This is a genomic window from Pseudarthrobacter sp. J47 (assembly GCF_049810315.1).
Taxonomy (GTDB): domain Bacteria; phylum Actinomycetota; class Actinomycetes; order Actinomycetales; family Micrococcaceae; genus Arthrobacter.
Genome location: NZ_CP187358.1, coordinates 2,944,416 through 2,962,471 on the forward strand (window position 1 = coordinate 2,944,416; position 18,056 = coordinate 2,962,471).

An 18,056-nucleotide genomic window follows, 5' to 3' on the forward strand; every position below is an offset into this window, starting at 1 on the left:
CGTCACCTGCCCGTTGTCAGCGCCGGGTAAACGGCCGGGAACAGCTCGGATGAGTCGCGCCCCTTGTAGTCCCGTTCCCCATAGGCCGCCACCATCTGTTCGAACAACTGCTGGCCCTCCTCGCGCAGCGCCTCAAGGTCGACGCCGGGAAGCGCCCCGTCGACTACCACGGGGCGGCCCGCCACGTAGGTGTCCGTCACGTTGCGGGCTGATCCGTTCAGGATGAGGGTGCGCAGCGGATCTTCCACTACGCCGTCCCGGAAGTCTGCCAGGGAAGCCACCATGATGTCTGCCTGCGCTCCCGCGCAGAGGCGTCCCAGATCCTCGCGGCCCAGGGCTTTGGCACCGCCCAGCGTGGCGGCATCGAAGAACGCGGAGACCTTCCCGGCGTCCTTGCGTCCCTCCGCGATCCGCGCCAGGTGGGTTCCGACGTCGATCCCCTTGATCAGGTCCGGCGGGAACGAATCGGTACCCAGGCACATGTTGATGCCCGCAGCGGCAAACGCGTCAAAGGATTTCAGCATGCCTGCGTAATGGAATGAGGTCAGCGGGCAATGGATGATGCTGACGCCGTGGCGGGCCAGGACGTCCAGCGGCCCGCCTTCAGCGCGGGCAGCAGGATCCGTCCCGTCAATGACAACCCCGTGCGGGATCAGGAGCCGGGTCTCCAGCAGCCCGGTGTCAATGAGCTGCTCCAGGACGGTGCGGCCGGTCAGCTCCGAGACGAATCCGTCCTCAGCGGGCTGCTGCAGGCAGTGCAGGCGGACCAGCACGTCCCGCTCCCTGCCAAGTGCGGCGGTCCTGCGCATCAAATCGTCGGAGAGCGTCTCGATCCTGCACGGCAGCAGGACTCCGGTCAGCAGGGGGTGGTCCAGTGAGTCCACATAATCCAGGAACCGCTCTGCGTCGGCCAGACCCTTCAGGCCCTCTTCCTCGTCGAAGAGGATGACCCGCTCACCGTTGCCGTCAGTGACGTTGATCCCGGACCTGTAGGCCGGGCCAAGGAACCCCCTCAGGCCAAGCTCAATGCTGGTCCGGGCCATACCCTCCAGCTCTTCTGAGGTCTCGGCCCAGGAACTGTGGATCTCCGAAGCGATGGGCATATAGGTGGTCACGCCATGCAGGGCCAGCTGGGCGAGGGCAAACCTGCGTACCGCCTGGCGCTGGGCGGCACTGAACACATCCCTGCGGCGGTTATGGAAGTAATCCTCTGACCACTGCATGCCCGGGGCAGTCTCTTCGGTGGGCCAGGAATCAATGATCGCGTGGTCAATGTCCGTCAGTGCATCCAGGTCGATCAGGCCCGGAGCAATCAGGCTTTGCCCGAAGTCACGGCGTTCATCCACCGGGCCGTCGTAACCGGTACCCACGTAGATGATTTCGTCGTCGCGCATCACCACCTGGCCGTCAGTGAGCAGCACATGGCGGGCGCCGTCAAAGGCCAGGACATGCCGGGCCGAGAGCAGGGTAATCATGGGTCCTCCTGAACGTGCGCCGTTATTTGGTATTCCAACTGGACTAACTCACCCGCAGGGCAAAGGGGCCAGCAAGCGAGTTGTGGCGCATTGCGTGAATTTTTATCAACATTGTGACGTGCCTTGCATCACAGTGTGATCGAGCTTACCATTTTTTGTATACCAAAACGCGAGCGGCGATCCCCAGCCGCCAGCACACGAAGGGTTCCCCACCATGAGCAACAAGTCCACGGCCACCCCGTTGGATCAGGCAGCAGGCAAAGACGCCGGAAGACTGCCCCGCTATTTCACTCCGACGGCACGGCAGTGGGGGTCCATGATCCTGATCTCCACAGCGGCCTGCGCCGCAGCCATCCTGGCCGGCACCCACAAGATTCCCTTGGGCAACGCCGCAATCGTGCTGATGCCGGTGCTCTGGGCAGTACTGATCGGCGCCGTCATCGGCGTGCAGCGCGTCCGCCCCATGTCCGGCAAGAGCCGCGCCGTATCGTCCGTCCTGCTCAACGTCAGCATCGTGATGTTCCTGGCGGCCCTGGGTACCCACGTAGGACCGTCGCTGGCAAAGTTCACCTCAATCGGCCCCGCCATTGTGCTCCAGGAAGTCGGCCATATCTTCGGCACCGTCATCCTGGCACTGCCCGTTGCCGTTGCCCTGGGCATGGGCCGTGCAGCGATCGGCGCCACCTGGGCGATCGACCGCGAATCGTACCTGGCTTACGCCCTGCAGAAATTCGGCGTGAACTCGCCGATCTACCGCGGCGTGTTCTCTGTTTGGCTGCTGGGCAGCGTGTTCGGTGCGGTATTCATCTCGCTGCTCGCCGGGCTGCTGGGCGCCATGGACATCTTCGATCCCCGCGCCCTGGCCCTGGGCCTCGGGCTCGGTTCGGGATCCATGATGCTGGGCGGCGTGGCAGCCCTTTCCATCATTTACCCGGACCAGGCCCCGGAAATCATGGCGCTGGCCGCACTGTCCAACCTGGTCACCAACCTCGTCGGCTTCTACGCGGGAGTCTTCCTCTCCCTTCCACTGGGGCAGCGGCTGTACAAGTTCTGGTCACGGCTCTTCCGCCGGGACGATGAGGGCCGGCGGCTTGACCGTGCCGGAAACCCTATCGTCGCCAGGAAGGCAAGCCGCCCGGAACCCGACACCCTCAACGTCACGGCCGTGATCCAGGACCCCGAGGTGCGGATGAAGCCTTCGACGTGGGCCATCGCCTTCCTCGCAAGCATTGCCATGGGTATCCTGCTGAACTCACTGGGCACCAAGTCATTCACCCTGAACGACGTTACCGGCGTCGTCATCCTTGGCGGCCTGACGGCCCTGGCATTCCTGCTGGCCAAATACGTGCCAAGTGTCCCCTCGAGCGTTTGGGTACTCGCCCTGGCAACCCTGGCCACCGCACCCTTTATGCCCTTCAGCTCCACGATCATCGGATTCACGCACAACCTCGAAGCGCTCTACGTAGGACTCGGCTCAATCGCGCTGCTGGGCATGAACCTCGGGCGCGACGTCGACGCCCTGAAGACCCTGAACTGGCGCATCGTGATCGTCGCGATGCTGACATTCTCCGCCAGCTTCATTGCCGCCGCGGCACTGGCGCAGTTCGTGATCAACGTCTGATCAATGAACGAACATGTGATCACTGACCGAAGGTGATCTTCGACGCAGCAACCGGCGCGGTGCCGCAGAACCGCGCCGGTTGCTGCGTCTTTGCTGCGTCAAGATGAACGAAAGGAGAACAGCGGACGGCCCGGAACTTGCTAAGATCTAAAGGCTCCACCGGCACCCCGGGGAGCCTCCCCACTTTGCAAGCTCAACGGACGTGCTCCCACGCGCCCGGATGCCGGCACCTGCCCTACCCGAGGAGACCCTGCCCTCATGACCACCGTGGCCGAACCAGACTATTTCGAGGACTACCGAAGCAACCTTGATTCCCGATATGAGGAAGGCTTCGGGCAGGGTCCCGACCTCGACGACGACGACGAAGGCTCGGCCTTCGACGAACTCGACAGCCTGCTCAACGGGTTGTTCGACGATGACGACGAAGATTTTGACGAACCCGTAAAGGCGCCGGCTGCCAAGGCAGTGAAGAAGGCGCCCACAGCAGCGAAGGCGGCTGCGCCGAAGAAAGCCGCGGCCGGAACCCCCAAGGTAGGTCCGGTCATCACCCGCCGGGTAGCTCCGGCAATGGCGACTGTCCAGGCTCCCGTAGCTCCCGCCGTCGAACAGCCTGCAGCGGCAAAAGCCGCTGCCCCGGCCCCCGAAGCGCCAGTTGTTCCGGTGGCGCCCGTGCTTCCCGCCGTCGAAGAGCCTGCCGTTGCAGAGGCGCCCGCCGAAGCCGTTCCGGACCTCCCGGACAGCCCCTTCTTCGCCCCGCACATTGCGCCGGTCAACCAGCACGTGGAGTTCCTGCGGAAGCTCCGTCCGGGCCTTGAGGTGCCTTACGTGGACCCGATGCACTCAGTCGAGGAATGCCGGATCATCAGCCTGTTCTCCAACACCGGCGAGGCCTCACCCCAGGGCGTGGTGTGGGCCGGCGATGACGCCGCGGCCACCCGCCTGCTGGGCCTGCAGTTCCAGCTTGGCTTGCGCCCCGAGTGGATCATGCCGTGGAACACCTACCCCTGGTTCACGCCGGGCGAGGCCAACGGCAAGCTCACTCCCGAGCAGGTTAATGCCGGCCTCAAGCCGCTGATTTCCTTCCTGCGGCTTGTTCCGCGGGCCTCGGCAATCGTTGCCCACGGCACGGAAGCCAACCGCCTCGCCCAGATGCTCCTCAAGACGGACAACCCGATGATCTGGCGCCGGGGCCTGAAGGTCTACAAGGCCCGTCCGCTGCACGGCCGCACCTTTGCCGGGTCCAAGGACCGGCACACCGAGCTGCTGATCGATATGGGCCGTTCCTACGCGGACGCCATGGCCCGGGCAGGGCTTCAGGCCGGACGCCGCTAGCCGCAGGCACCAACAGAGCCGCAGGCGCAAACACGAAAACGCTCCCCCACCGGAAGGTGAGGGAGCGTTTTGTTTGGCGCGTTGGAACAGCAGCGTTTAGCGCTCGATGTCTCCGCGGATGAAGGCTTCAACCTTTTCGCGGGCGAGGTCATCGTTGAACTGCTCCGGCGGGGACTTCATAAAGTAGCTGGACGCGGACAGCAGGGGCCCGCCGATGCCGCGGTCCAGGCCGATCTTGGCGGCACGGATGGCATCGATGATCACGCCTGCCGAGTTGGGCGAATCCCACACTTCCAGCTTGTACTCAAGCGAAACGGGGGCATCGCCGAAGTTGCGGCCTTCCAGGCGGACGAAGGCCCACTTGCGGTCATCGAGCCACTGCACGTAGTCGGACGGGCCGATGTGGACGTCCTTGGCAGCCAGTTCGGCTTCGACGTTGGAGGTGACGGCCTGGGTCTTGGAGATCTTCTTCGATTCCAGGCGGTCGCGCTCCAGCATGTTCTTGAAGTCCATGTTGCCGCCCACGTTCAGCTGGTATGTGCGGTCCAGCGTGACTCCGCGGTCTTCGAAGAGCTTGGCCATCACGCGGTGGGTGATGGTGGCACCGATCTGGCTCTTGATGTCGTCGCCCACAATAGGGACGCCGGCGGCGGTGAACTTGTCAGCCCACTTCTTCGTACCGGCGATGAAGACGGGGAGGGCGTTGACGAAGCCCACGCCGGCATCGATGGCGCACTGTGCGTAGAACTCCGCGGCTTCCTGCGACCCAACGGGCAGGTAGCAAACCATCACGTCAACCTTGGCATCCTTCAGGGCCTGGACGACGTCGACCGGCTCCTCCGTGGACTGCTCGATGGTTTCGAGGTAGTACTTGCCCAGGCCGTCCAGGGTGTGGCCACGCTGGACCGTGACCCCGGTGGGTTCCACGTCCGCGATCTTGATGGTGTTGTTTTCGCTGGCCAGGATGGCGTCAGCCAGGTCAACGCCAACCTTCTTGCCGTCCACGTCGAACGCTGCGACAAACTGGACGTCGTTCACGTGGTACTTGCCGAACTCAACGTGCATCAGGCCCGGAATGGTTGCCTGGGGATCGGCGTCCCGGTAGTAGTGGACACCTTGGACCAGCGACGCAGCACAGTTTCCTACGCCAACAATGGCTACACGGATCGGATTCGAAGACACGGAACTCCTTAGGAACTAACGTAAAAATGCAGCCGTCCCGATGCTGGGCGAACCGCTCCAGCGTGGAAGGGGGCAATCAAGCGCCATGCGGCGCCTCTACATTCTACCAACTGCGCCGGAACGGGTAATGTTCCCGCTCCGGCGCAGCGCGTAAAACACGGGCAGGTCAGCGGGCGCTGATGTCCGATTCGGCAGCAAACTTATCGATGGCTGCCAGCTCCTCTTCCGTGAAGCCCAGGTTGTTGATCGCGGCCAGGGTGTCCTCCAGCTGCCGCACGCTGGATGCTCCCACCAGCGCCGAGGTAACTGGCGTTCCCTTGGGCTGTTCACGCAGGATCCAGGAGATGGCCATCTGCGCCAGGCTCTGGCCACGGTCGCTGGCGATCTCCGTCAGTCCCCGGACGCGGTCCAGGGTGTCCTCGGTGATGGCGGACTCGGAAAGGAACCTGGCTTTTGCCGCCCGGGAGTCCTCGGGGATTCCCTTGAGGTAACGGTCCGTCAGCACACCCTGGGACAGCGGGGAGAAAGCGATGGACCCGGCACCAACCTGTTCCAGTGCCTCGTAGAGGTTCGGGGATCCGTTCTCCGTCCAGCGGTTCAGCATGGAGTAGCTGGGCTGGTGGATCAGCAATGGGGTGCCCAGTTCCTTCAGGATCCGGGCGGCCTCGAGAGTCTGTTCCGGAGTGTAGGAGGAAATACCTGCGTAGAGCGCCTTGCCGGAACGCACTGCGTAATCCAATGCACCCATGGTTTCCTCCATGGGTGTTTCCGGATCGGGCCGGTGGCTGTAGAAGATGTCCACGTAATCCAGGCCCATACGCTGCAGCGACTGGTCAAGGCTGGAGATCAGGTACTTCCTGGACCCCCACTCGCCGTACGGCCCGGGCCACATGTAGTAGCCGGCCTTGGTGGAGATGACCAGCTCATCGCGGTAGGGCTTGAAGTCGTCAGCGAGGTGGCGTCCGAAGTTTGTTTCGGCGGAGCCATCCGGCGGGCCATAGTTGTTGGCCAGGTCGAAGTGGTTCACGCCGAGGTCGAAAGCCCGGCGCAGGATTGCCCGCTGTTCCTCGAACCTCTTGTCGTCGCCAAAATTGTGCCAAAGGCCCAGTGAGATGGCGGGTAGTTTGAGTCCGCTGCGGCCAACGCGGCGGTAAGGCATGGAGTCGTAGCGGTTATCCGCAGCGATATAGGTCATACCGGCTATCCTGCCAGCGGCGGCCCCCATAACAGAACAAAAATGAACTATTAAGCCCGCGGCTGACCATCTCAGGCCGGCAGCCCGCTGGCGACGTCGTCAACCGCCCTTTGGTACTGCGGCGCCTGCAGGTAGTCGCTGTGGCTCGTAACCAGAAACTGGTAGGTGTAGGGATCCATTTCCTGCACGTAGCGGTCTCCATAGTCCGGTGCCATGGCCGGGTTGCTTGTATTTGCTGTGTAGCGGACGGGGAAGCCGAGGTAATCGGTCTTGCGGTAGGCGTTGATCCACCGGTTGGTTCCGGGGCCGAAGACATCCGTCAGGTTGAGGCAGGCCGGTCCTGTGGATCCTGTCCCGTCGATCCTCTCCGTGTCCGGTCCCCCGGGGTCGATGAGTCCAGTCCTGGACACCGGCGTTGTGGCAAGAATGCCCGGGCCAAGAAGGTCGGGGAAGAACCTGCCGAAGTAGGCCCTGAGCTGGGTGCCATAAGTGACCAACCCAATCCGATTGAGTTTCAGGTCGGGCCGCACGGCCTTGAGATGGAAGAGGGCGCTGACCGCGATCACGGCTCCCAGGCTGTGCGCCGAGATTACTACCTTCGTCGCGTCCTTGGACGGTGAGTCTTCCTTCCCATCCAGCCAGGCGGCGATCCGCGCGGCGAACTCGGGAACGGCCCGCTCCCCGTAGCTGGGCGGGCCAAAGGGGTGCGCGGCCTTGGGCATGAAGCACATGAGGTCCCACAGGAGCGCCAACGGCCGCGAGTTTGGCTTGGCGGACGTGATGGCCAATGCGAGGATGGCGGCGCCTGCCGCAGCCAATCCCAGCGCGCCTGCTCCTTCGATGACGTCGTACAGCCAATCCAAGGGTTCCTCCAGCGTGCCCTTGAATGTGCCTAGGACCAGCGCTGCAGTCAACCCGGAAAACATAACAACTGCCAGCACCAAGGCCATCGCCTCTGCGCGGTGGAGCAGTGAGGCTTTCCCTCGTGCGGCCACCAGTTTCCTGGCCACGGCCGCCTGGTAGGGCACTGGCGGTGTGGTGCCATATGCCGCCGCCAATTCCGACACTGCATCGTCTTCCGTGTTCCAGGACTTCATTCTCTTGTTGGCCACGAGAACGCAAATCCCCAGGATGACGGCCACCAGAATGATGACAAACAGCAGTAACCCACTGAACATCATGAAGACCGACGGCGGGAAGAGGGCGTCGTCGGTAATCTCACCAAATCTCCACATGCCGTCCTTGGAAGCGGCGCGCCGCTCAAGGTTCTTTTGCAGCACGGTGGCGGTAGCGCCCACCACGGCGCAACTCATGATGGTGGCGGCGCCGAGCGCCAGCGTGCAGAACACCGCGGACCCGCGCCCCCACCAACCCAGCGCTTGGGTGTCGTAATTTTTCCTCGTCAGGAAGCACATACTGATGATCAACAGCAGCATGGCAGCCATGAGCGCAGCCGGGGCCGTACCCAGTCCGAGCATTCGGACGGCCGTGCCGCCTTCGCAACTCGATCCGCCGTCGCATGGGATGACGGACGCGATGACTGCGGCCGCTGCGCTGGCCAGGGTAACAAGAAATATAGGAATCATCCACGAAGTTCCGGCATTGGCGGGTACGTCCGGGTTTGCCGCTGCCATCCGGACGGTTTCGATCCCTGCGGCGATCAGGGCCACGACGGCGGCTACCCAGGCGATAAGAAAAACGACGCCGGGTGTGTCGAGTCCACCGTCTCCGAGCTTCGTTAAGCAGCCCGCGAAGAAGGTCCCCGGGTTGCCGCACGCTATACCGTCTACCCGCGTCCAGACGCCATCCCAGGAGATGACCGCCGCTACCATCGCCAACGATGCCCAGAGGTGAAGCCACCCGTTGCTCCGGACTTCCTTGCGTGCGTCCCAAAGGTTTTGGATCATCAGTGTGGGCAGCACCGCCGCGCCATTTGCGGCGCTATTCACTCCCGCACCGCCGCCGCCCAGGTTTGGGCGTGGATGGAACCGCGTCCGAGCCAGGTACGCCACGCCGGCCAGGAGTCCAACTCCCAGCAATGGAACCAGCGCCAGCAACGCGATCCGTTGTCCCCGCGTCCATCCGGCCATACCGTCAAAAAACGACGGGAGCGCAGCGCAGGTCCGCTCCGGCTCAGCGGTAGCGGGCGGGACCGGCTCGGGTCCATCGGCTGGAAAACACTGGACGGCAATCAGGTCCATGGCCACTACTGCCGCCGTTGCTACGAAGTACAGAGTGAGAAGCAGTGCGAAGAGCCTGATCCGCCCGGCACCGTTCCGGCGCACCCCGGCTCCGGCTTCAGCGTATTCGAATTGCGCGCCGCCGGACGCCGTCGGAGGGGTCCCCGATCCTCCACCAGCCGCGGCGGAAGCGCCCGGAACCGCGGAAGCGGGGGGCGTCGCCGGTTCTTGCCTGGCCCGCGGCAGCGGCCTGCTCCAGTAGGCGGCGTTCGTCAACCCGAACGGCATGAGAAGGAACCACACTGTCCGCACCGCGGCGTCGGCGATCTTATTGGCGATGCCGATCCCGGTGAAGCGCGCCAGATGGCCCCATGAGTACGCCTCGATTGTCCGCTTGCTGCCGCTTGCAGCTGGCGCGCCAATCCCTTGGGCTGGAGTTGTGTCCGCTTTGGCCCGGTAGAAGCCAGCGAGGTCATCGCCCCAGGACAGTTCCACGTCCTTGGCTTCGAGGGGTTTGCGTCCGGTTCGAAGCAGCTCGTGCGGCGGGGTATTTCGAATGCCATGGATCCGAAGCTCCAAGGTTTCCGGGAGCGACCCAGTAGCCTTGGCTGCCGTGGCGGAGGTGGGTGACTGACCGATGTCCATGAGGAGCCTCCGGTACCTGGCGGTTGCGGCACTTCAGATAGCCAAATGGTACGCCTCGGGTTATTCCATCGTCTAGGTTAAATCACCCCTGAAATTTCACCTCTCAACTGCGATTGCGGCGCTCCACGGAGCCAAGAGGAGTGAGCCCCCAGCCAGCGTCGTGGCGTCGTCGGTAGCCAGGACCAGATCGCCAGCTGGCGCCTGCAGGCGTGCTGCGGCGTCGGCGAAGTTGAGGAGTACCTCAATGGCCCCCCGCCGGAAACGCAGCCAGCCGGCGTCGTCGTCAAAATCAACCTGGGTACCGGTGAAGCCCAGGCCCGCCAGCTCCGGATATTGACGACGCAGCGCGATCAGCGACTTGTACAGCTCCAGCAGCCGTGCATGATCGCCGTCGGATGCTTCGGCCCAGTCCAGCTTGGAACGGTGGAAGGTTTCGGGGTCCTGCGGATCCGGGACGACGGCGGGATCCCACCCCATGCGCTCGAACTCGCGGATGCGTCCTTCCGCAGTGGCCTTGCCCAGCTCGGGTTCGGGATGCGACGTGAAGAACTGCCACGGCGTGGTTGCCCCGTACTCCTCCCCCATGAACAGCATCGGAGTAAACGGCGAAGTCAGGGTGAGCACCGCGGCGACGGCCAGCCGGCCATACGGCAGCGTCTGGGAGAGCCGGTCCCCCACTGCCCGGTTGCCGATCTGGTCGTGGTTCTGGCTGCACACCACCAGCGCGGACGGATGCGCCAGGCCAGCGTTGATGGGACGCCCGTGGTGCCGGCCACGGAAACTGGAGTAGCCGCCGTCGTGCAGGAATCCATCCCGCAGCACCTTGGCCAGCACTCCGATTGATTCGAAGTCGGCGTAATACCCCTCCGTTTCGCCGCTGACCGCAACGTGCACGGCATGGTGGTAGTCGTCGCTCCACTGGCCGTCCAGGCCGTAGCCTTGGGCGTTGCGGGGATAAATGAGGCGTGGGTTGTTCAGGTCCGATTCCGCGATCATGGTCCGGGGCAGCCCTGTTTGGGCGGTAACCTCATCCCCCAGGGCGCCGAGTTCCTCCAGCAAATGCACCGCGCGTTCATCCTTCAGGGCATGCACGGCGTCCAGTCGAAGGCCGTCCACGTGATAATCCCGGAGCCACATGGCGGCGTTGTCCAGGATGTACTCCCGGACAACGTCGGAGCCCGGGCCGTCAAGGTTGACGGAGTCGCCCCAGGTGTTGGCGTCACCCTGCTTGAGGTAGGGCCCGAACCGGGGAAGGTAGTTGCCGCTGGGGCCGAGGTGGTTGTAAACAACGTCCTGGATCACGCCGAGCCCCGCGGCATGAGCTGCATCCACGAACCGCTGGTAGGCGGCCGGCCCGCCGTATCCTTCGTGGACCGCGTACCACTGGACGCCGTCATAGCCCCAGTTGTGGGTGCCATTGAAGGCATTGACCGGCAGCAACTCCACGAAGTCGATCCCGAGCCCGGCAAGGTAGTCGAGCTTCTCTGCGGCCGCGTCCAGCGTTCCTTCGGGCGTGAACGTTCCCAGGTGCAGCTCGTAAATCACCGATCCCTTCAGCTCCCGGCCCCGCCAACCGGCGTCCTGCCAGCTGTAGCCGGCGGGGTCGAAGGTCCGGGACAGCCGGTGCACGCCGTCCGGGAGGCGCCGCGAGCGCGGGTCCGGGAGCGGATCACCGCCATCCAGCCGGTAGCCGTAGTCGAATTCTCCGGATGCGGGTGCCTCCGGTGCCGTCCACCAGCCCTCAGCACCAGGCCCCTTGTCCACGGAGACCATGGCCAGCTCCCGGCCGGCAAGCTGCAGTGTGACCTGGGAGGCGTTGGGCGCCCAGACGTCGAACCGTTCGGGGCCGGATGCGTACAGCGTCATTCGGAGGCCTCCCCCGGTGTGCCTTCCACGGGTATCAGCAGCGCCACCGGGTAGACACGCAGGATGTCCTCCACTGCCACCTTGCCGGGTCCGAACTGAAGCCCGGTCAGCTGGTCGGTCAGCGTTGAGGAAAGTTCGACGGCGGTGTCGCGCCAGCCGCCGGCAGCCTCAAGTCCGTAGGGAAGCCGCGTAGCCAGGGTCACCGCACCGTGGGCACCGCCGGCAGTGCTGCCAGCATCACCGCTGCCGGCATCACCCCGGTCGAAGGCCACCAGGTGCTCCGCCGCGGGTCCGGTCGCGGTGAGTGCGCGGTAGCCGGTGAACAGTTCCGGACGGTCCCGCCGGAGCCGCAAGGCGCGCGAGGTGACCAGCAGCTTGCTGGTTTCCGCGGTGTATGAGGCCGGGAGCACGCCGTCGTCCAGTTCTTCCAGCGCCGAGCGCCGCGCCTCGAAGTCGACGCTGCGGCGGTTGTCCGGGTCCGCCAGCGAGCGGTCCCAGAATTCGGTGCCCTGGTAAACATCCGGCACGCCGGGCATGGTGAGCTGGATCAGCTTGGCGGACAGGGAGTTGGACGCGCCGTGTGGGTCGATCCGGGCGACGAACGCCGTGAGCTCCGTCCGGACGTCCGGGTTGTCAAAAACGGCGTCGACGGCGGCAAGCAGCTTCGCTTCGAAGTCCTCGTCCGGATCGGTCCACGTGGTGGAGTTCCCGGCTTCCCGTGCGGCTTTTTCCGCATAGCTGCGGAGCCGGTCCCGGCCCGCCGGCCAGGCACCGGCTATTGCCTGCCACAGCAGGGCAGCCAGCGGCCCGTCAGGCAGCGGGGCCAGCTCGCGGAGCTTGGACAGTGTGGCAGTCCACTCCGGAACCAGCTCCGAAATGACGGAGATCCGCGCCCGGGTATCCTCGCTGCGCTTGGTGTCGTGGGTGGACAGCGTGGTCATGGACAGCGGCAGCTTCTCCTGGCGCCGCTCCATCCGCCGGTGGAACTCCTCCGGGGACAGGGAGAATTCCGTGGGATCTGCGCCCACCTCAGTGAGGGAACCCAGCCGCGTGTAGCGGTAGAAGGCAGTGTCCTCAACACCCTTGGCCATGACCATTCCGGAGGTCTGCTGGAAGCGGCGGCCCAATTCCTTCTCCGGATCAGCCAGCAGGACAGCGAGGGTTTCAATGGCGGTGGAAAGCTCCGGGCGGGTCTCGGCGGCGTTGCGGCAGGCTTCCTTCAGGACGCCTGCGCCTTCGGGAAGATATGTGCGGTACACCGGGAAGGCTGCGATGATCTCGGCCAGCCCTTCGGCCGCTTCCTCGTCAGAGAGCCCGCTGTCTGCGGGCAGCAGTCGCACCAGCCGGAGCACCTCGGAGCGGAGGATGCCATCCTCCGTGTCGCGTTTGGTGCCGTGGATCATGTCCCCGTAGTCGGCTGCGCCCCCACGGCCCCGGAGCCGGGAGTCCAGCCGGGTCAAGGGTGTTTTGCCGGCCGGATCCACAAAAAGCCTGTCGACGTCGGCGAGCGCGTCGTAGCCGGTGGTTCCCTCGCAGTCGAAGTCGGCCGGGAGATCCTCGCCGGGCTCCAGGATCTTCTCCACCAGGACGTAGGCGCCGCCGCTGATCTCCTTGAGGCGCTTCAGGTAACCAACAGGGTCCGCCAGCCCGTCCGGATGGTCCACCCGCAGGCCGTCCACCAGGCCGTCGTCGAACCAGCGCTTCACCTCGGCATGGGCAGCGTCGAACACCCATGGCACCTCGACCCTGATGCCGGCCAAGGTATTGACGGCGAAGAACCGCCGGTAGTTCAGCTCGGAATCGGCGCGCCGCCAGGCAACCAGTTCGTAGTGCTGGCGGTCGTGCACTTCACGGGGATCGTCGCCGGGCTGCCAGCTGCCGTCAGCCAAGGGGAAGCGGTGGCCGTAGTAGCGGAGTTCGCCGTCCTTGACCTCCAGCTTGTCCAATTCGTCGTCGTCACCCAGCACGGGGATCCGGATGCGTCCGCCGCCAAAGTCCCAGTCGACGTCGAACGCTTCCGCATAAGGGGAGTCCCGTCCCTCTTTCAGGAGCGACCACCACCAGGGGTTCTGCGGCGGCGATGCCACGCCCACGTGGTTGGGCACAATGTCCACCAGCACGCCCATTCCGGCCTCCCGGGCTGCCCGGGAAACCGCGAGCAGGCCTTCAGGCCCGCCCCGCTCCGGGTCAACCGCTGAGGGATCAGTCACGTCGTAGCCGTGGTCCGAGCCTTTCTCCGCCGTGAGGATCGGTGACAGGTACAGCCAGTCCACCCCCAGGGAACGGAGGTAGGGGACGGTTTCTGCGGCGTCGAAGAGCGTGAACTCTGACCTGATCTGGAGGCGGTACGTGGAGCGGGGCACCCTCATGAGGCGGCCCCTGCCGGCGGGGTGGGTTCCGGCCCCCCGGACCCGGATGTCCTGGTCCTGGCCGGGTCCGGAACGGCCGGCGCGGTCAGCGCCGCGGATTCGGCCGTTGTGGTCTGGGTCAGTGCTGCCAGCGACGCCGCCACCGAGTGGTCCGGTTCAGTTTCGGGGACACTGTGGGCACGGAGCACCACAATCGACTTCGCAGCGAGCTGGATGGTTTCGCCGGCCTTGAGCGGATCGGTGTCTGCCTCGTTGCCACCTGTATCAATCATCACGTCCCACGCGCTGGCATACTCGGCACCCGGCAGCGTGAAGTCAACAGCCTCGACGTAGGCGTTGAAATACAGCAGGAAGTTCACGTCGGTGATGGTCCGGCCGTATTCGTCCTTCCCGTGGATTCCATCACCGTTCAGGAACACGCCCAGGGACCGGCCGATGCCGCTGTCCCAGTCTTCGGGCGCCATGGGCGACGCATCGGTATCGAACCACACGATGTCCGGGAGCCGCTGATCTTCCCCGCGGGGCGACGGGCGGCCGTTGAAGAACCGGCTCCGGCGGAAGGTGGGGTGCTTGGCGCGCAGTGCGCTGACTGCTGCCGTGAACTCGATCAGGGGCTGGTCCACGTTCCCCCAGTTGATCCAGGTGAGCTCCGAGTCCTGGCAGTACGTGTTGTTGTTGCCCTGCTGGGTGCGTCCCAGTTCGTCGCCGTGGGCCAGCATGGGTACGCCCTGGGACAGCAGCATGGTGGCCAGGAAGTTGCGTTGCTGCCGGGCGCGCAGGCCCAGGACCTCGGGGTCGTCCGTTGGCCCTTCCACTCCGCAGTTCCAGGAGCGGTTGTGGGATTCGCCGTCGTTGTTGTCCTCGCCGTTGGCCTCGTTGTGCTTCTCGTTGTAGGAGACCAGGTCCGCGAGGGTAAAGCCGTCGTGGGCGGTGACGAAGTTGATCGATGCCACCGGGCGGCGGCCGGAGTGCTCATACAGGTCAGCCGAACCGGTGATCCGCGATGCAAACTCCCCCAGCGTGGACGGTTCACCGCGCCAGAAGTCCCGCACCGTATCCCGGTACTTGCCGTTCCATTCCGTCCAGAGCGGCGGGAAGTTGCCTACCTGGTAGCCGCCCGGACCAACATCCCAAGGCTCGGCGATCAGCTTGACCTGGGACACCACCGGGTCCTGCTGGATGAGTTCGAAGAACGTGGAGAGCTTGTCAACGTCGTAGAACTCGCGGGCCAGGGTGGAGGCGAGGTCGAACCGGAATCCATCCACGTGCATTTCCGTCACCCAGTAGCGCAGCGAGTCCATCAGCAGCTGGAGGGAGTGGGGCTGGCGGACGTTGAGCGAGTTGCCGGTGCCCGTGTAGTCCATGTAGTGCTGTTCGTCGCCTTCCATGAGGCGGTAATAGGCTGCGTTGTCGATGCCCTTGAAGGACAGCGTGGGGCCCAGGTGGTTGCCCTCTGCGGTGTGGTTGTAGACGACGTCGAGGATCACTTCGATGCCTGCCTGGTGCAGCGCGCGGACCATGGCCTTGAAATCCTGCACCTGCTGGCCGGTGTCGCCCTTGGAACTGTAGGCGTTGTGCGGGGCGAAGAAGCCGATGGTGTTGTAGCCCCAGTAGTTGTTCAGGCCCTTGTCCTGCAGCGTGCCGTCGTTCACGAACTGGTGCACCGGCATCAGTTCGATGGCCGTAATGCCCAGCTTCTGCAGGTGCGCGATCACCGAAGGGTGGGCCACGCCTGCATAGGTACCGCGCTGCTCCTCCGGGACTTCCGGGTGCATCTGGGTCAGGCCCTTGACGTGTGCCTCGTAAATGACCGACTTGTGGTACGGGATGCGGAGGTTGGTATCGCCTTCCCAGTCGAAGTAGGGGTTGATCACCACGCCCATCATCATGTGCGGGGCGGAGTCGTCGTCATTACGGGATTCCGGCTCCCCCAGCTGGTAGGAGAACAGTGCGGGATCCCAGTCGATCTCACCGTGGACGGCCTTGGCGTAGGGGTCCAGGAGGAGCTTGTTGGGATTGAACCGGTTGCCGGAATGGGGATCGTAGGGGCCGTGTACCCGGTAGCCATATTTCTGGCCGGGCTGGACCTGCGGCAGGTAGCAGTGCCACACGTAGCCGTCCACTTCCACCACGTCCACGCGGGTTTCGGTGCCGTCGTCGTCAAAGAGGCAGAGCTCAACTTTTTCTGCCCGTTCGCTGAAGAGTGCGAAGTTGGTGCCGGTGCCGTTAAAAGTAGCTCCCAGCGGATAGGCCGATCCGGGCCAGACGTCCATTCGTGCTCCTCGGTAGTGCTTCTACGGAATCGAAAACTAATTACTCAGCTTACTTACTTTACTCCAGGCCGCAGCCACTTCCGCTGCAATGCTAACCGCAGTTACGGGACCTCCGGCAGAGGCGAGGCTTCCTGCCAGGCCATGCAGGCTTGCCGCCAGCGCTCCCGTTTCAGCCCAGTTTCCGGGTTCCCGCTGGGCCAGCAGCGCGCCAAGAATCCCTGCCAGGACGTCACCGCTTCCGGCTGTTGCCATCCAGGGCGTCCCTTCGGATTGACTGAACACGGTACCGCCGGGCTCTGTTATGAGCGTGGTGGCGCCCTTGAGCAGAACGGTGGCGCCGGTGATATCCGCAGCGCGGCGCACCGTTACAAACGGGGAATGTTCGACGGCGGCACGTTCGGTTTTGTGGCCCAGCCGGGTTAACAACGTGGCAAGTTCGCCCGCGTGGGGTGTGAGGACAGCCTGCGGTCCCAGCGTGGGAGGCAGTCCGGGCAGGGCCCCGGCGTCCACCACCACAGGCAGTCCGGAGGCAACGGCATCGCGGGCCCGGGCCAGCTGCAGGGCATCTTCGGAGCCTGCGTCGGGACCATCTGGCCCAGCCGGAACCAGCCCGGGTCCCACCAGCCAGGCCTGCACGTGGGCATCGGCCACGTCCCCGGTGGAACACACCACTTCGGGGCAGGCCTGGTTCACCAGCGCGGCCACCGACGGCGGGCCGAGGTACCGCACCATGCCAACTCCGGCGGCGAGCGCGCCCTGGCAGGCCAGCACGGCGGCTCCCGGATAGGACCCGGTGCCGGCCACGATGCCCAGCACGCCGCGGGAGTATTTGTGTGAACGCCGGCCAGGCTGCGGCAGGAGCCGGGCAAGGTCCGCAGGCTCCAGTCGCAGCAGGGTAGGCTCCCGAAGGAAGGGCTCGATACCGATGGGGATCACATCGATGCGCCCGGCGTAATCAGCTCCGGGATCGGTAAGCAGGCCGGATTTGGCGGCGCCGAACGTCACGGTCAGGGTTGCCGGGAGCACTGGCCCGTCCGCTTCCCCGGTATCCGCGTTCACGCCACTCGGCACATCGCAGGCCAGCACCAGGCCGGGCGGATCAGCGGCAACAGCCTCTACGAGTTCCGCAACCGGACCCCGGAGGCCGCCGCGCGCCCCGGTTCCCAGGACGGCGTCAATCAGGACGTCGGCGCGGGAACACAGCAGGGCGAGTTCCGCCGTCGAACATTCACTGGTCCGCAGGATAATGCCACCGGCGGCGGAAAAGGCGGCCATTCCCCCGGGATGAGCTTCGTCGGCGGTAAGGATCGCGGTGGTCCGCATTCCCCGGCGCCTGAGCAGGGCGCCGGCATAAAGCCCGTCACCGCCGTTGTTGCCCTTCCCCACCAGGACGACGGCGGAGCCCCCATAGAGCCGGAGTTTCAGTCCGTGCATCTCACGGATGGCGGCGCTGGCCAGGCCGTAGGCGGCGCGGGCCATCAGGGCGTCACCGGCACCGCGGTCCAGGAGCGGCTTCTCAGCCGCCCTGACCGCGCTCCCGGTGTACGCCGTGATCATGTGGGGCCTGGCTCAGCCCTCGGCCAGGACCGTGGCGGTGGCAATACCGCCGTCGTGGCTCATGGACAGGTGCCAGCGTTTGACGCCCTTGGACTCGGCCACGGCCAGCACAGTCCCCTTGACCTTCACCGTGGGGCCGTGCTCGTCCAGGCCGATCCAGCAGTCCTGCCAGTTCATTCCGGCAGGGGCACCCAGCACCTTGGCAACGGCCTCTTTGGCGGCGAACCGCGCAGCGAGGGAGCGGGTGTTCAGTTCCCGCTCGGCCGGAACGAACAGCCTGTCACGCAGCCCGGGGGTGCGTTCCAGCTGCCGTCCGAACCGCTCGATGTCTACAACGTCAACGCCTATGCCAACAATCATG

General features: G+C 64.9%; 11 protein-coding genes. 2 read left to right on the plus strand and 9 right to left on the minus strand.

Going from position 1 to position 18,056, the window contains the following annotated elements:
- Positions 1 to 2 precede the first annotated feature (2 nt).
- The gene (locus tag ACPJW8_RS13460) at positions 3 to 1,475 is read right to left on the minus strand and encodes a chlorohydrolase family protein (protein WP_330187503.1); all 1,473 of its coding nucleotides are present in this window, start codon (positions 1,473 to 1,475) and stop codon (positions 3 to 5) included.
- A 214-nt stretch (positions 1,476 to 1,689) separates the two neighbouring features.
- Between ACPJW8_RS13460 and ACPJW8_RS13465 the strand changes: the two genes are divergently transcribed.
- A complete protein-coding gene (locus ACPJW8_RS13465; RefSeq protein ID WP_330187502.1) occupies positions 1,690 to 3,096 on the plus strand; it encodes a DUF3100 domain-containing protein in 1,407 nt (468 codons plus the stop codon).
- Positions 3,097 to 3,930: 834 nt separating this feature from the next.
- Positions 3,931 to 4,428 carry a uracil-DNA glycosylase gene (locus tag ACPJW8_RS13470; protein WP_425256482.1) on the plus strand — a complete coding sequence of 166 codons (498 nt, stop codon included), beginning with the start codon at positions 3,931 to 3,933 and terminating at the stop codon, positions 4,426 to 4,428.
- Positions 4,429 to 4,524: 96 nt separating this feature from the next.
- Here ACPJW8_RS13470 and ACPJW8_RS13475 read toward each other — a convergent pair whose 3' ends face one another.
- The 8 genes from ACPJW8_RS13475 to ACPJW8_RS13510 form a co-directional block, all read right to left on the minus strand.
- Positions 4,525 to 5,610 carry an inositol-3-phosphate synthase gene (locus tag ACPJW8_RS13475; RefSeq protein WP_330187500.1) on the minus strand — a complete coding sequence of 362 codons (1,086 nt, stop codon included), beginning with the start codon at positions 5,608 to 5,610 and terminating at the stop codon, positions 4,525 to 4,527.
- A 166-nt stretch (positions 5,611 to 5,776) separates the two neighbouring features.
- Entirely contained in the window at positions 5,777 to 6,805 is a 1,029-nt protein-coding gene (gene mgrA / locus ACPJW8_RS13480) for an L-glyceraldehyde 3-phosphate reductase (protein WP_330187499.1), read from the minus strand.
- Positions 6,806 to 6,876: 71 nt separating this feature from the next.
- Positions 6,877 to 9,630, minus strand: a complete 2,754-nt coding sequence (locus tag ACPJW8_RS13485) for a hypothetical protein (protein ID WP_330187498.1) — start codon at positions 9,628 to 9,630, stop codon at positions 6,877 to 6,879.
- A 96-nt stretch (positions 9,631 to 9,726) separates the two neighbouring features.
- Entirely contained in the window at positions 9,727 to 11,496 is a 1,770-nt protein-coding gene (gene treZ / locus ACPJW8_RS13490; protein WP_330187497.1) for a malto-oligosyltrehalose trehalohydrolase, read from the minus strand.
- Positions 11,493 to 13,865, minus strand: a complete 2,373-nt coding sequence (gene treY / locus ACPJW8_RS13495; protein ID WP_330187496.1) for a malto-oligosyltrehalose synthase — start codon at positions 13,863 to 13,865, stop codon at positions 11,493 to 11,495. Before treY ends, treZ begins: the two co-directional genes overlap by 4 nt.
- On the minus strand, positions 13,862 to 16,138 hold the full coding sequence (glgX, locus tag ACPJW8_RS13500; RefSeq protein ID WP_330187495.1) for a glycogen debranching protein GlgX: 2,277 nt from the start codon (positions 16,136 to 16,138) through the stop codon (positions 13,862 to 13,864). Before glgX ends, treY begins: the two co-directional genes overlap by 4 nt.
- Positions 16,139 to 16,174: 36 nt before the next feature.
- The gene (locus ACPJW8_RS13505; protein WP_330187494.1) at positions 16,175 to 17,695 is read right to left on the minus strand and encodes an NAD(P)H-hydrate epimerase; all 1,521 of its coding nucleotides are present in this window, start codon (positions 17,693 to 17,695) and stop codon (positions 16,175 to 16,177) included.
- Between the two features lie 12 nt (positions 17,696 to 17,707).
- Entirely contained in the window at positions 17,708 to 18,055 is a 348-nt protein-coding gene (locus ACPJW8_RS13510) for a holo-ACP synthase (protein WP_330187493.1), read from the minus strand.
- Position 18,056: the final 1 nt, after the last annotated feature.